Here is a 14335-nt window from a genome sequence, read left to right on the forward strand (position 1 = left end):
GTGTGCGCTGCCCTTCGCTGTCGGTGTTCGGTGCGTCCGTGGACGTGCGCTCGTCGCGCAGCGGCTCGACTTCGTCGGGCCGGAAGTAGCGGAAACGCCCGTACCAGGCGTGCAGTTCGGCCGCGGGGTCGTCGTCGAGGGTGACCGCGAGGCGCACGCTGCCGTCCACGTCGTGGAAGACGGCGGACACCCGCGCCGCGCGCCCGGCCAGGAACATGTCCTGCGCGTCGCTGCCCCCGCTCGGCGGGCGCAGCAGGACCCGGCTGCCGCCGCCCACGCGCACGCCGTCGACGAGCACCGTGTCGGTGGTGGGGGACAGGCCGTCGTCGCCGCCCTCCTGCCACCAGGCGGGCCGCTGCGCGCCGGAGGGCGAGGCGGGCGCGGCGCCGCCCGGGGCCGACGGCTTCAGTGAGCGGATCGCGCCGTGCAGCCGGGAGAGGACCTCCGGGGGCATGCTGTCGACCCGGTCGATGATCGCCGCGGCCCGCGGGTCGGTGGCCCGCGCCTCGGCCCGCTCCTCGTCGGTCAGCAGCATGGTGCGCAGCGTCAGGATCTCGTCGATCTCCGCCGAGTCGTGCAGGTCGCCCGGACTCTCCGGCGCCACCTGCGGATGGTCGGAGAGGATGATCGGCGCGGACAGCAGCAGCGGACCGCTCTGCCCGGCGTCCCCGGGTTCGCTCGGCGGAGCGCCCCCGAGCACGGGGAAGACGAACTCGTTGCGGCACTCGGCCGCGAGGCCGGCGTACTCGGCGGGCGGGTCGATCAGCGACACGAACTCCACGCCCGAGCCGCCGATCAGCGTGTGCGAGGCGATGAGCGCCTGGCGCAGCGCCGAGTCGCGGGAGGCGAGCGGGTCGGCGGCCCGCCCGGTGTTCTCCGTGCGCACCCGCAGCAGCAGCAGGTCGTCCGCGAGCCGGTCGGCGGTGACGACGGTCCGCGCCGACACCTCCTCGCGGCGGCGCACCAACCGCCCGGCGCCCGAAGGCAGTTCCTCGACCTCCTCGCCGGCCGGCGCGCCCACCCGCGCGGTGTGCTCCCGCCCCGGCAGGTCGTCCACGGCGACCACGAGGTCGGTCGTGCACGGCGCCGCCTCCTCGAAGGTCAGGTGGACCGTGCCGTCGTCCGTCCGCAGCGACTCCACCGGGCGGCGCCGGCCGTCCGGACCGGCCGCCTCCACCTGCTTGTGCTGCGTCTGGAGACCGCGCACCCGCACCCGCAGCACTGCGCCGGGCCGCCGCACCCGCAGCAGGCACTCGGTGCGCTGGTACCAGGAGTCCGCAGAGCCGGACAGGCCGACCGGGACGGGACCGTCGCGCTCCACCCAGTCGCGCGGCAGCAGCACCCCGAACTGCCACCGCACCCGGTTCTTGGGCGACGAACGGCGGTAGGGGTAGAGCAGATAGCCCTCGTACAGGACGGCGTCGGCCACCGCGCCCAGCTCGGCCAGGTCACCGGCGCTCCGGCTGCCGTCACCCGGGCTTTGGCCGCCGTCACCCGGGCTTCGGCCGCCCTCGCCCGCGCTCCGGCCGCCCTCGCCGTCGGGTGGGACGCCGTCGGCGCCGTGGACCGCGCCGTCCTCGGCCACTGCATCGGGCATCCGGCCTCCTCGGGTTCGCGTGTGCGCCATGTCTTCCACCGCCCGCGTACCGCTCACGCGCCCCCGCCCCCATGGAGCCACGGCGTTGGGCCGTCCGGCGCAACACGGCGCGCACGCGGGGCGCCGCGCCGCGAGACTCCCCGAAGGGGTCCTCACCCGGCGCCCCGCATCTCACCGCCGACGCACGGGGGGCGGCCTCATGCAGACCTTCCTGCCGTACCCCGGCTTCGCCGACTCCGCGCAGGTGCTCGACCTCCGCCGTCTGGGCAGGCAGCGGGTCGAAGCGCTCCAGGCGCTGCGCGGCCTGACGGTCCCCGGCCACGGCTGGCGCCGGCACCCGGTGGTGCGGATGTGGACCGGCTACGAGGAGGCGCTGGTCCGCTACGGCCTGGAGATCTGCCGCGTCTGGCACGACGACCACGGCTACCGGGACACCTGCGCGGCGTCCCTGGTCGCCGGGCTGGCCGCGCACCGCGGCGGCGACGAGATCCGCGGCCAGCGGGAACTGGCCGAGGCCGGGGAGCTGCCGCCGTGGCTCGGCGACGAGGCGCTGCATCGGAGCCACCGCTCGGCGCTGGTGCGCAAGGACCCCGACCGGTACGCGCCCCTGTTCCCCGGCGTGCCCGACGACCTGGCGTACGTATGGCCGGCCTCGGACCGCTCCTAGCGCTGGGGCCGGAAGACTGTGCCGGTGACGCTTCCCGGCCACAGCATCAGCTAGACGCCGTCTGCCCCTGCCCGACCTCGGCCCGCTCGCTCCGGCCTCCCGTGTGAAGCGGTCAGGCCAGGGCACCTGGACCCAGTGGCGTCCGGTACAGCGGCGCCGCGGCCGACGGTGTGGGAGAGCGCATGGACGTGCTGGCCCGGCTGGATGCCTACCAGCGACGGCACCGCTGGGCCGGCCTGCCGCTGGCCGTGGCCTACAAGTTCTTCGACGACCAGGCCGCCTACCTGGCCGCGCTGCTGACGTACTACGGGTTCCTGTCGCTGTTCCCGCTGCTGCTCTTCCTCGTCGCGGTGCTCAGCGCGGTCCTCAGCCGCGACCCCCAGGCGCAGCACGCGGTGCTGAACTCGGCGCTGAGCGAGTTCCCCGTGATCGGCGACCAGCTCGGCCACAACATCCACTCCTTCCACGGCAGCACGGTCGCGGTCGCGGTGGGCGTGGTGGGCAGCTTCTACGGAGCGCTGAACGTCGCCCAGGCCGCCCAGCACGCCCTGAACAAGATCTTCGCGGTGCCGCGGCACGCACGCCCCGACCCGCTGCGCTCCCGCCTGAAGGGCCTGAAATTCCTGTCGCTGCTCGCTCTCGGACTGGGCGTGACCACGGGCCTGTCCACCGTCGCCGAGTGGGCGGCCGGCCTGCTGGGCACGCGGCTGGCCGTCGGGGTGCGCGTCGCCGCCGGGGTGCTGGCCGTCCTGCTGAACGCCGCCCTGATGGTCGCCAGCTACCGCCTGCTCACCCGGCGCAGGCCGCCGCTGCGCCTGATGTACGGCCCGGCCCTCGGCGCCGCGTGCGCCTGGCAGCTCCTGCTGTGGGGCGGCTCCTACTACGTGGACCACGTGCTCCGCGGCACCACGGCCACGTACGGCCTGTTCGGCATCGTGCTCGGGCTGCTGGCCTGGATCTACCTCGGCGCGCTGGTGTACCTGCTGACCGCGGAGATCAGCGCGGTGCGCGCCATGCGGCTGTGGCCCAGAAGCCTGCTCAGCCCCTTCACCGAGCGCGTCTTCCTCAGCGCGGGCGACCAGCGGGCCTACCGCTCCTACGCGACGACGGAGTCCTTCAAGGGCTTCGAGAAGATCACCGTCCACTTCGACCCGCCCCCGCACGCGGACCCCGCCGACCGGCGCGACCCCGGTGACCGGCGTGACCCCGCTGACCTCCGCGACCCCGCCGACCGGCGTGACCCCGGCGACCTCCGCGACCCCGCCGACCGGCGTGACCCCGCCGACCTCCGCGACCCCGCCGACCGGCGTGACCCCGGCGACCCCGGCGGCCTCGACTCCCGCACCTGACCCCGGCCTCTGGAGGCGACGCCATGGCCGCCCCGATCACCTGCCGCCGCGTCTACGAGGACGCCTCACCGCGGGACGGCCGGCGCGTGCTCGTCGACCGCGTGTGGCCGCGCGGCATGCGCAAGGAGGACGCTCACCTGGACGAGTGGCTGCGCGCGGCGGCCCCGTCCACCGAGCTGCGCCGCTGGTACGGCCACGAGCCGGATAGGTTCGCGGAGTTCCGCCGCCGCTACCGCGCCGAGCTGGGCGACGCCGGACACCGGGAGGCGGCCGCGCATCTGCGCGATCTGGCGGCCCGGGGCCGGCTCACCCTGCTCACCGCCACGAAGGACCTGGACCACAGCCAGGCGGCCGTCCTGGCCGAGTGGCTGACCGGCGGCAAGGGGTCCGCCGGGGCGAGCTGAGGTCCGGCCGGACGCCGCGGCCCGCCGCTGGGACCCGGCGGACCGGGACGCGCGCGGCCGCCCCGGTCCGGCGGGCCGGGCGGGACCGGACGCGCCGGTCCCGCCCAGCGGTCAGCAGGCGCCCTCGTCCGCCCACGGGCCCCAGTCCACCGCGCTCGGCGTCTCGTTCTGGGTCCACCACTTGGCCTTCCAGTTGTGGTGGCTGTAGGAGACCTCGGCGCCCCCGGTGTACGCGGTGGAGGAGTTCCACGGCGCCTTGCACCCGCCGCTCGGCGGCGGCGGGGTGGGCGAGCCGCCGCCGCCGGGCGGCGTGGTGGGCGGGGTCGCCCCGGCGAACTTCACCGAGTACTTGGCGAAGTCCCAGGAGTTCTGGGCGACGCTGGAGCAGGTGCCGGACGTGCGGCCGCCGTTGTCGGGCGGCGAGCACTGACGGTCGCGGTTGAGCGACCAGAACGTGAAGCGGTCCATGTTGTGGCTGGTGGCGTAGTCCAGCACGGTCTGGAAGTCCGACTGGGAGAAGAACTCGCCGGTGTCGCTGCGGCCGTTCATGCCGGAGAAGCCCTCGTGGGCGTAGGCGGTCGCCTGGTCCCAGCCGAACGTCGACTGGAGGATGCCGTTGAAGTTCGTCAGCGCGCTGGTCTGGGAGGCCGCGCCGTTGAAGCCGCCGTCGAAGGGCATGATGGAGAAGTTGTTGGGGGTGAACCCCTGCGACTTCGCCTCCAGCAGCATCTGCTTGCCGAACCAGCCCGTGCCGTCCGCGGTGCCCGCGGTGGTGACGGAGACGTAGAGCCCGGGGTTGTTCTGCTGGAGGATCTTGGCGGCGCCGATCTCGTTCTTGACGGCCGCCGTGTTCTCGTACTCCGGCTCCTCCAGGTCGAAGTCGATGGCGTGCAGCCCGTACTTGCCGATGACCTGCTGGTAGGCCGCCGCGGTCGAGGCCGCGTCCGAGCACGCCTGCCCGAGCTTGGTGCCGCCGTATCCGCCGATGGAGACCGAGACGTCGCCGCCCTTGGCGCGGACGGTGTCGATGACCGACTGCACGGCGGTGTCCGAGGAGACCGGCGCGGTCCCGCCCCAGGTGGGGGAGCAGCCGCCGCCGTTGGGGGCCAGGATGAAGGCGAGCTGGAACGCCTTCAGGCCGGTCGCGTCCATGATCGCGCCCGCGTTCGGCGGGTCGTTGTCCGTCGGCATCAGGTAGGGGGCGGCGGCGTACCAGCGGTTGCTCAGCGCGTTCGTCGCGCCCGAGGCGCTGCCCGCGACCAGGGCCGTGGCGCCGAGGGCGGCGAGTCCGACAGCGGTGGTCGCGCCCAGACATGCGCGAAGACGTCTCACTCGTGCCTCCAGTGGGGTGGGGGGAGAACTGGGGCCCACTCTCCTGACGCTGTTGCGAGCACGTCAATACACTGGTCTGGACCAAATGAGTCTTTGGACCGCACTATGCGATTTCTTTACCTTGGTCGAGTCGTCCGCCGGGACCCGGAGAACGCCGCGTCCCGTTTCCAAGCCGTCGAAACGGGAACTTCGAGGAGCTATGACGGTGCGTCGTATCGGTCTGGTCGTGCACGGCGGTCGCCCGGAGGCCGTGGCCGCCGCACGGGCCGTGCGCACATGGTGCGCGGAGCACGCCGTGCGGTGCGCGGACATCGACGTGTGGCAGGACGGCGGGCGCCGCAGCGCCGCGGCCGAACTGGAGTCCGCGGGCGATCCCGACCTCATCGTCACCCTCGGCGGCGACGGCACGTTCCTGCGCGGCGCCCGGCTCGCCGCCGAGCACGACGCCCTGGTCCTCGGCGTCGACCTCGGCCGGGTCGGCTTCCTCACCGAGGTCCCCGCCGCCTTCGTCCACACGGCGCTGGACGCCGTCCTCGACGACCGGCTGACCGTCGAGAGCCGCATGCTGCTCACCCTGCGCGCCTCGCGCCGCCTGGAGGTGCCCGCCGGCATCGGGGAGCTGATGCGCTACGGCCGCCGCCCGATGCTGCCGCCGCCCCGGGTACGCGCCGACTGCCCGTCCGGCGGCGACTGGGGCCTCGCCATGAACGTCACCGCGCTCAACGACATCGTGGTGGAGAAGCTGGCCCGGGACCGGCAGGTGTCGGCGGCCGTCTACATCTCCGGACGCCTCCTCGCGTCCTACTCCGCCGACGCCCTGCTGGTCGCCACCCCCACCGGCTCGACCGCCTACAGCTTCGCCGCGGGCGGCCCCGTCGTCTCCCCGCGCACGGACGCCCTCGTGTTCACCCCCGTCGCCGCGCACATGACGTTCGACCGCTCGGTCGTGGCCGCCCCCGACGAACCGGTCGCCCTGCGCGTCCTGGAGCACTCCGGTCAGGCCGCCGTCAGCATCGACGGCCAACTGCGCGGCGTGCTCGACCCGGGCGACTGGATCGGCGTCTACGCCGCGCCGCGCCGGCTGCACGCCGTGCGGCTCGGCCCGATGGACTTCTACGGCCGCCTGCGCGAGCGGATGAACCTCTCCGACGCCCCCGCCGCCGTCGCCGACGGCGCCGCGGCCCCCCTGTGGCCGGTGACTACCCCGCCCCCCGGCGACCTCGCCCACCTGGCCCTGCCCGCCTTGCCGGACAGCTCGGCCGACGACTGAGACGACACGCGTCAGCGTCCGCCCTCGCCGGGCAGGCGGACCCCGTCGGGCAGGCGGTAGGCGGCCAGGGCGGCGATGTCGTCGTCGAGGCAGCCGCCGCTGTAGGCGAGCAGGTCCGCGTGCAGACGGTCCAGAAGGGCGCCCGGCCGCATCCTCGCCCACCGCCGCAGCCGCGCCGCGAGAGGGTAGAACGCCCCGTCGGCGCCGCGTGTCTCGGTGACGCCGTCGGTGTAGAGCAGCAGTTGGTCGCCGGGCTGGAAACGCTCGACGTCCACCCTGTAGCCGTCGCCGGTCAGCACGCCCAGGTTGAGCGGGGGAGAGGGGTCGGTCGCGTGCAGCTCGGTGACGCCGCCGTCGTGCATCAGCAGCGGCGGGGGGTGACCGCAGTTGACCATGCGGACCACCGACTCGCCGTCGGGGATCTCGGCGAACAGGGCCGTCACGAAGCGCTCCCCGGACTCCGAGCCCGCCAGCCGCGCCGCGTGGCGGCTCAAGCTCCGCTCCACCCGGTGGGCCACCCCGACCAGATCCGGCTCGTCGTAGGCGGCCTCCCGGAAGGCGCCCAGCATCATGGCGGCCGTCTCCACGGCGAGCAGCCCCTTGCCGCGGACGTCCCCGATCAGCAGCCGCACGCCGTACGCCGTCTGCACCGCCTCATACAGGTCGCCGCCGATGCGGGCCTCCGCGGCGGCGGACAGGTAGAGCGTCTCGATGGACATCCGGCCCAGCATGCGGGGCACCGGGCGCAGGAGCACCCGCTGCGCGGTCTCGGCCACCGAGCGCACGGTCGCCAGGGTGCGCTCCCGTCGCATCCGGTGCACCGCCAGGATCGCCCCGAGCACCCCCACCAGGCTGGTGCAGGCGTAGTTGGCCACGTAGTGGATGTCCCACAGATAGCCCACGGAGCGCCCGGCGCAGCACGGGGTGCCCGCCAGCACGCCTTCGAGCACCACGGCGAAGACGGTGATCGCGACCACCGTGGCAGGCCCGTAGCCGAACGCCGCGACGAGCGGCAGAGCGATGAGCAGGAAACTCACCGGCCAGTGCACCGGCGTGACGGGTTCGATGGCCAGGACCACGGCGACGAAGGCGACCGGCAGCCAGCGCAGCCACAGCGGGGGAGCGGGCACCCGCGGCCGGTCCCCGACGGCTTCGCCCGGGGCCGCGCAGTCGTGCGCGGCCCGGCGCCTGCCGGACCGCCTCACCACGCGCCCCCGCGCGCCGCGTGCGGCACGGGCGGCGCGGGCCGCGCCACGCGGGGCGCGGCGGGCCCGGCAGGGGGCGCGGACGCGCGACCCGGCGCCGGACGGCGGTCGGCGCGAAGACGGTCAGGCGGCCTGTTCACAGGTACTCCCGGTGGGGCGTGATCAAGACCACCAGCGTGCTGCGCGCGACCGCTCCGAGGTCCCCATTGCTCCAGCCAAGGGCATGTCAGCGAGGGGGCGGGCCGAAGCCGCGGGCGAGCACCGCCGACGCGCGGCGCCGGGGCGCGGCGACGGCGCGCGGCGACGGCGAGGGCGCCGCGCGCCGGTCCCGGCTCACGGCCGGTCGCCCAGCCGTTCCAGCGGGGGAGCGGGGGAGCGGGGCAAGCGTAGAACCCCACTCGTGCTTTACCGTTTTAGTCCCGCTCCGGTCCAGTCCTCACGGGCGATAATCGCCCCGGCAGACCGCTGAGCGACCCTCGCGTGAACGGAAAACTAGACCGTTCCATAGACACGCACCGACGCTCCGTCTACGTTGGGCAGCCGTCGAGCCGCTTCCCTCCGACGACGAGACGTCCGTCGCCGCGCGGCACGCACCACGGCGCTTTCCGTTCCGCGACGAGGAAGTGAGACCGGCATGCGAAGAACAGCTTGTGCGGCCGCCGGCGCGGCGGTCGCCCTGACCCTGACGGCCTGTGGCGCCGGCGCGGGAAGCGGCGGCGCGTCGGCGACCGCGGCCCCGCCCGGCGACCCCGCGAAAGTGTCCGGCGCCATCACCGTGCTCACCAACCGCACCGACCAGGTGCAGGACGGCACCCTCAAGCGGTACGCGGCCCGGTTCCGCAGGATCTACCCGCACGTGACCGTCAGGTTCCAGGGCCTCACCGACTACGAGGGCGACGTCAAGATCCGCCTGAACAGCAAGGACTACGGCGACGTGCTGGCCATCCCGGACTCGGTGCCGCTGAAGCGGTACCCGACGTTCTTCGCCCCGCTCGGGAGCGCCGCCGACCTGTCGAAGACCTACGACTTCACCGATCACGCCACCGTCGACGGCAGGGTCTACGGCATCGCCGGCATCGGCACGGTGGGCGGCTTCGTCTACAACAAGGCCGTGTGGAGACGGGCCGGCGTCACTCAGTGGCCCACCACGCCGCAGCAGTTCCTGGACGACCTGAAGGCCGTCAAGGCCAGGACCGGGGCCATCCCTTACTACACGAACTACCACGACGGCTGGCCGCTGACGAAGTGGGGCGAGGCGCTCGGCTCGCCCAGTTGCGACCCGGCCGCCCACGACAAGCTGGCCGGCGCCGCGGCGCCCTGGGCCGCCGGACAGGACCTGAACACCGCCGACGGCCTGCTCTACACGATCGTGCACGACAAGCTGTCCGAGGCCGACCCCACCACCACCAACTGGGAGAACTCCAAGGCCCTGCTCGGCGCCGGCAAGGCGGGGACCATGTGGCTGGGCTCCTGGGCCGTCGTGCAGATGCGGGACGCCGCCGAGAAGAGCGGGAAGAACCCCGACGACATCGGCTTCATGCCCTTCCCCGCGCAGAAGGACGGCCGCTTCTGCTCCGTGGTCCGCCCCGACTACCAGTACGCCGTGAACGCGCACTCCGGGAACAAGGCCGCCGCGCGGGCCTGGATCGACTGGTTCGTCAACAAGTCCGGGGACGCCCAGGCGGCGCTGTCCGTCTCCGCGGTCAAGGGCACGCCGCTGCCCGCCCCGCTCAAGCCGCTCCAAGAGGCGGGGGTGAGGTTCCTCCACCTCTCCGAGGGCAAGGCCGCCCAGGTGGACGAGATCGACAAGGCGTCCGAGATCGGTCTCACCGCCCCGGACTACCCGCAGCACCTCGTCGACGTGGCCCGGGGCGCGGCCGGCGGCGACCTGGACAGCGTCTTCAAGGACCTCGATCGCAAGTGGTCCGACGCCCGGGACGCGGTGGGCTGAGGACCGGTTCCGCCACGGCCGATCGAGGCCGACCCACCCGCCTGCCGCCAGCCGCGCGGCGACCGGAAGAAGGACCGCATGAACGCACCGCGGACAGCGGGCCGCACCCCTGACGCCCGTACCGCTCTCGCCCGCACACCTTCTGCCCGTACGCCGCCGGGCGCTTCCCGCCACCGGACGCACGGAGGACCGCTTCGACGGGCCCCGGCGGGGCGGACGCGGGGCGTCCGGTGGTTCACCCCCTGGCTGTACCTGCTCGTCCCGCTCGCGCTGCTGGCGGTCTTCACCCTGCTGCCCGTGGCAGACATGGTCGGCTACAGCTTCACCGACTGGGACGGGATCAGCCCCGTGCGCGACTGGGTGGGGATGCGCAACTACGCCGACCTCTTCACCCGGCCACAGCTTTTCCAGGTCTTCTGGGTCAGCCTGTTCTACCTCGCGGCGTCGGTCGTGCAGATCTGCGCGGCCCTGTACTTCGCCACCGTCCTCAGCTTCCACACCCGGCTGCGGAACCTGTTCAAGGGGATCCTGTTCTTCCCGTACCTGATCAACGGCGTCGCGGTCGGCTTCGTGTTCCTCTACTTCTTCCAGCCCGGCGGCACCCTCGACACGGTGCTGCACTGGTTCGGCGCCGGGCCGCACCTGTGGCTGGGCGATCCCCACCTGGTCAACACCTCCCTGGCCGGGGTGTCCGTGTGGCGGTTCACCGGCGTCAACCTGGTGCTGTTCCTCGGCGCCATCCAGTCCGTGCCCCCGCACCTGTACGAAGCCGCGGCACTGGACGGAGCGAGCCGCTGGCAGCAGTTCCGCCACGTCATCGCCCCGAGCATCCGGCCGGTCATCAGCCTGAGCGTGATCCTGGCGGTGTCCGGGTCCCTGTCCGTCTTCGAGATCCCGTTCATCATGACCGGCGGCGCGGGCGGCAGCGAGACGTTCGTCATCCAGACGGTCAAACTCGCCTTCACCTTCGACAAGACCGGGCTCGCCTCCGCCGCCGCCGTGGTGCTGCTGGCCGTGGTCCTGCTGGTGACCTGGGTGCAGCGCCTGCTGTTCCCCCACGAGAGGGCAGAGCGGTCATGAGTGTGCTCAGCGGCCCCGCCGCGACCCGATCGTCCCGCGCCCGCCGCCGGCCACGGCCCGCGCGCGCCCGGACCGCGGTGTTCCTGAAGTACCTCTCCCTGGTCCTGGCCAGCGCGGTCGTCGTGACGCCGCTCGTCGCCGTGCTGCTCACCTCGCTGCGCACCAGCCGGGAGATGGCGGACGGCGGTGCGCTCAGCGCGCCGCACGACTGGCTGAACTTCCACAACTACGCCGTGGCGTTCACCGACGGCCACATGCTGCGGGCCCTGGCGAACACCGCGTTCATCTTGTTCTTCTCGGTGCTCGGCACGGTCCTGATCGGCTCGATGACCGCCTACGCCGTCGACCGCTTCACCTTCCGGTTCAAGAAGCTCGTGCTGGCGCTCTTCCTCGTCGCGTCGCTGGTGCCCAGCGTCACCACCCAGGTGGCCACCTACCAGATCGTCAACGCGCTCGGCGTGATGGACACCCGGTGGGCCCCGGTGCTGCTGTACATGGGCACCGACATCGTGTCCGTCTACATCTTCCTCCAGTTCATCCGCTCCATCCCCGTCTCGCTGGACGAGGCGGCCCGGCTGGACGGCGCGAACTCGTTCACCGTCTACTGGCGCATCATCGTGCCGCTGCTGAAACCGGCCGTCGCCACGGTGGTCATCCTCAAGGGCGTCGCCGTCTACAACGACTTCTACATCCCCTTCCTGTACATGCCGGACGACGACCTCGGCACGATCTCCACCTCGCTGTTCCGCTTCAAGGGCCCCTACGGCGCCCACTGGGAGGTCGTCTCTGCCGGGGCCGCGCTCGTCATCGTCCCCACCCTGCTCGTCTTCCTGGCCCTCCAGCGCTTCGTCTACAACGGCTTCGCCTCCGGCGCGACCAAGTGACCCCGCCCCCAGGCGGCCGCCGCGTCCCGCCCCCGTCCCTCGCCGAGCCCTCCGGGGCCCAAGGAGACCGCATGAAGGTCAGCACCCCGCTCACCAGCGGATGGACCCTGCGCCTGGACGCCTCCAGACGCCGCCCCGCGCAGGCTCCCGACGCCTTGGCGGACCGGTCCGTCACCGCGACCGTCCCGGGCTGCGTGCACACCGATCTGCTGACCGCGGGGCTGATCCCCGACCCCTTCCTGGACCGCAACGAGGAAGACGTGGCCTGGGTGGGCCGCGCGGACTGGACGTACCGCACCGAACTCCCGCCGTCCGCGGCCGGTCACGAGCGCACCGACCTCGTCTTCGACGGGCTCGACACCGTCGCCGAGATCCGCCTCGGCGACACCCTGCTCGGCCGCACCCGCAACATGCACCGCTCCTACCGCTTCGACGCCACCGAAGCCCTGCGCGGCGCCCCCGTCCCGCTCACCGTGGCGTTCACCTCGGCCTACGAGGAGGCGGACCGCGTGCGCTCCGCCCTGGGAGACCGGCCCGGCGCGTACCCGGAGCCCTACCAGTTCCTGCGCAAGATGGCCTGCTCCTTCGGCTGGGACTGGGGCCCGACCCTGGTCACCGCGGGCCTGTGGCGACAGCCGCGGCTCGAACACTGGTCGACGGCCCGGCTCGCCGACGTCCGCCCCGAGGTCACCGTCCGCGAGGACGGCGCCGGGATCGTCCGCGTCCACGTCGCGGTGCGGCGGGCCCCCGGCGGGACCGACCGCACCCTGCGGCTCACGCTGCGCGTCGCAGGCGTCGAAGCGCACGGCGAACTGCCCCCCGGCGCCGACGAGACCACGCTGCGCGCCGAGGCGCCCGACGTCGCCCTGTGGTGGCCGCGCGGCTACGGCGACCAGCCCCGCTACGCCTGCGCCGTCACCCTCGCCGACGCCGCCGGGGACGAGCCGCTGGACCGGTGGGAGCGCCGCGTCGGCTTCCGCACCGTGGCGCTCGACACCGCCGAGGACGAGCACGGCAGCGCCTTCACCCTCGTGGTCAACGGGACCCCGCTGTTCGCCAGGGGAGTCAACTGGATCCCCGACGACGTCTTCCCCTCCCGCGTCACCCCCCAGAGGTACCGGCGCCGCCTGCGGCAGGCGGCGGACGCCGGAGCGGACCTGGTGCGCGTCTGGGGCGGCGGCGTCTACGAGAGCGACGACTTCTACGACGCGTGCGACGAACTCGGGCTGATGGTGTGGCAGGACTTCCCGTTCGCCTGCGCCGCCTACCCCGAGGAGGAGCCGCTGCGCTCGGAGGTCGAGGCCGAAGCACGCGAGAACGTCGTCCGGCTGATGCCGCACCCGTCCCTGGTCCTGTGGAACGGCAACAACGAGAACCTGTGGGGCTTCAGGGACTGGGGCTGGGAGCCCGCACTCGCCGGGGGCTCCTGGGGCGGCGGCTACTACCTCGACCTGCTGCCCCGCGTCGTCGCGGAGACCGACCCCACCCGGCCCTACTGGGCGGGCAGCCCCTGGTCGGGCTCCTGGCAGCGCCACCCCAACGACCCCGCCCACGGCACCACCCACTCCTGGGAGGTGTGGAACCGCCGCGACTACGCCGCATACCTCGACAGCGTCCCCCGGTTCGTCGCCGAGTTCGGCTGGCAGGCGCCGCCCGCCTACGCCACGCTGCGCCGGGCCGTCGGCGACCGCCCGCTGACCCCGGAGGCGCCCGGGGTGCTGCACCACCAGAAGGCCGAAGACGGCAACGGCAAACTGGCCCGCGGGCTCGCCCGCCGCTTCCCGCCGCCCGCCGACTTCGACGCCTGGCACTACCTCACCCAGGTCAACCAGGCGCGGGCCGTCGCCGTCGGCGTCGAGCACTGGCGCTCGCACTGGCCGCGCTGCGCCGGGACGATCCTCTGGCAGCTCAACGACTGCTGGCCCGCCACCTCCTGGGCCGCCGTCGACGGCGACGGCCGCGAGAAGCCGCTCTACCACGAACTCAAACGCCTCTACGCCGACCGGCTGCTGACCTTCCAGCGGCGCGACGGGCGCCTCGTGCTGGCCGCCGTCAACCAGAGCCCGGCGCCCTGGACGTGCCAGGCCCGGGTGCGCCGGCTCGACGCCCGCTCCGGGCACGGCGGCGAACTCCACGTGCCCGTGCGCGCGGCGGCGCGCTCCGTGGCGCTGATCCCCCTCCCCGACGAGGCCGCCGTCCTCGCCGATCCGCGACGGGAGTTCCTCGTCGCCGACGCGGACGGGCTGCGGGCCGTGCACTTCGCCGTCCCCGACCGCGCGTTCGCCTACCCGGTCGCCGACCTGGCGGCCGAGGCGACGCCGGTGACCGGCGGGGCGCGGGTGACGGTCACCGCGCACACGATGGTGCGCGACCTGCTGCTCCAGGCCGACCGCCTGCACCCCGACGCGCGCACGGACCGCGGCCTGGTGACGCTGCTGCCCGGCGAGAGCGCCGTGTTCGACGTGACCGGGTGGGACGGCGGCGGACCGCGGACGCTCAGCGCGGCGCTGCGCTGCGTCAACGGCGCCGACGCGGTGGACCCGGTCGCGTAAATCGTTCCAGTGACGAGGCGCGCGGCCGTGCGGGATCAGAGGCC

General features: G+C 73.6%; 11 protein-coding genes. 8 read left to right on the forward strand and 3 right to left on the reverse strand.

The genetic code is table 11. The features are described 5' to 3' along the window. Positions 1 to 1597: hypothetical protein (locus tag ABZ861_RS30900; protein WP_361637165.1), on the reverse strand; the 1597-nt coding region annotated here is incomplete at its 3' end. A 199-nt stretch (positions 1598 to 1796) separates the two neighbouring features. Between ABZ861_RS30900 and ABZ861_RS30905 the strand changes: the two genes are divergently transcribed. The 3 genes from ABZ861_RS30905 to ABZ861_RS30915 all read left to right on the forward strand — a co-directional run bounded on the left by ABZ861_RS30905 (position 1797) and on the right by ABZ861_RS30915 (position 4017). Beyond that, complete coding sequence (locus ABZ861_RS30905) at positions 1797 to 2264, forward strand: MSMEG_6728 family protein (RefSeq protein WP_361637168.1); 468 nt, start codon at positions 1797 to 1799, stop codon at positions 2262 to 2264. A gap of 182 nt (positions 2265 to 2446) precedes the next feature. Then, positions 2447 to 3613, forward strand: a complete 1167-nt coding sequence (locus ABZ861_RS30910; protein WP_361637171.1) for a YihY/virulence factor BrkB family protein — start codon at positions 2447 to 2449, stop codon at positions 3611 to 3613. A 23-nt stretch (positions 3614 to 3636) separates the two neighbouring features. Beyond that, the gene (locus tag ABZ861_RS30915) at positions 3637 to 4017 is read left to right on the forward strand and encodes a DUF488 family protein (RefSeq protein ID WP_361637173.1); all 381 of its coding nucleotides are present in this window, start codon (positions 3637 to 3639) and stop codon (positions 4015 to 4017) included. Positions 4018 to 4128: 111 nt separating this feature from the next. On the opposite strand, the gene ABZ861_RS30920 is transcribed toward ABZ861_RS30915, so the two are convergent. Beyond that, on the reverse strand, positions 4129 to 5349 hold the full coding sequence (locus ABZ861_RS30920; protein WP_361637175.1) for a chitinase: 1221 nt from the start codon (positions 5347 to 5349) through the stop codon (positions 4129 to 4131). 199 nt (positions 5350 to 5548) lie between these two features. Between ABZ861_RS30920 and ABZ861_RS30925 the strand changes: the two genes are divergently transcribed. After that, on the forward strand, positions 5549 to 6619 hold the full coding sequence (locus ABZ861_RS30925; protein WP_361637178.1) for an NAD(+)/NADH kinase: 1071 nt from the start codon (positions 5549 to 5551) through the stop codon (positions 6617 to 6619). A gap of 11 nt (positions 6620 to 6630) precedes the next feature. Here the strand turns inward: ABZ861_RS30925 and ABZ861_RS30930 are convergent, their stop codons facing one another. After that, on the reverse strand, positions 6631 to 7749 hold the full coding sequence (locus ABZ861_RS30930; RefSeq protein WP_361637181.1) for a PP2C family protein-serine/threonine phosphatase: 1119 nt from the start codon (positions 7747 to 7749) through the stop codon (positions 6631 to 6633). Positions 7750 to 8458: 709 nt separating this feature from the next. Here ABZ861_RS30930 and ABZ861_RS30935 point away from each other — a divergent pair. The 4 genes from ABZ861_RS30935 (at position 8459) to ABZ861_RS30950 (ending at position 14291) form a co-directional block, all read left to right on the forward strand. After that, complete coding sequence (locus ABZ861_RS30935) at positions 8459 to 9775, forward strand: extracellular solute-binding protein (RefSeq protein ID WP_361637183.1); 1317 nt, start codon at positions 8459 to 8461, stop codon at positions 9773 to 9775. Between the two features lie 78 nt (positions 9776 to 9853). Next, positions 9854 to 10855: a sugar ABC transporter permease gene (locus tag ABZ861_RS30940; protein WP_361637185.1), complete on the forward strand. Its 1002-nt coding sequence runs from the start codon at positions 9854 to 9856 to the stop codon at positions 10853 to 10855. Next, positions 10852 to 11739 carry a carbohydrate ABC transporter permease gene (locus ABZ861_RS30945; RefSeq protein WP_361637188.1) on the forward strand — a complete coding sequence of 296 codons (888 nt, stop codon included), beginning with the start codon at positions 10852 to 10854 and terminating at the stop codon, positions 11737 to 11739. Before ABZ861_RS30940 ends, ABZ861_RS30945 begins: the two co-directional genes overlap by 4 nt. Before the next feature lie 71 nt (positions 11740 to 11810). Then, complete coding sequence (locus ABZ861_RS30950; protein WP_361637191.1) at positions 11811 to 14291, forward strand: glycoside hydrolase family 2 protein; 2481 nt, start codon at positions 11811 to 11813, stop codon at positions 14289 to 14291. Positions 14292 to 14335: the final 44 nt, after the last annotated feature.

It is taken from the genome of Streptomyces sp. NPDC046985 (assembly GCF_040644415.1).
Lineage (GTDB): Bacteria > Actinomycetota > Actinomycetes > Streptomycetales > Streptomycetaceae > Streptomyces.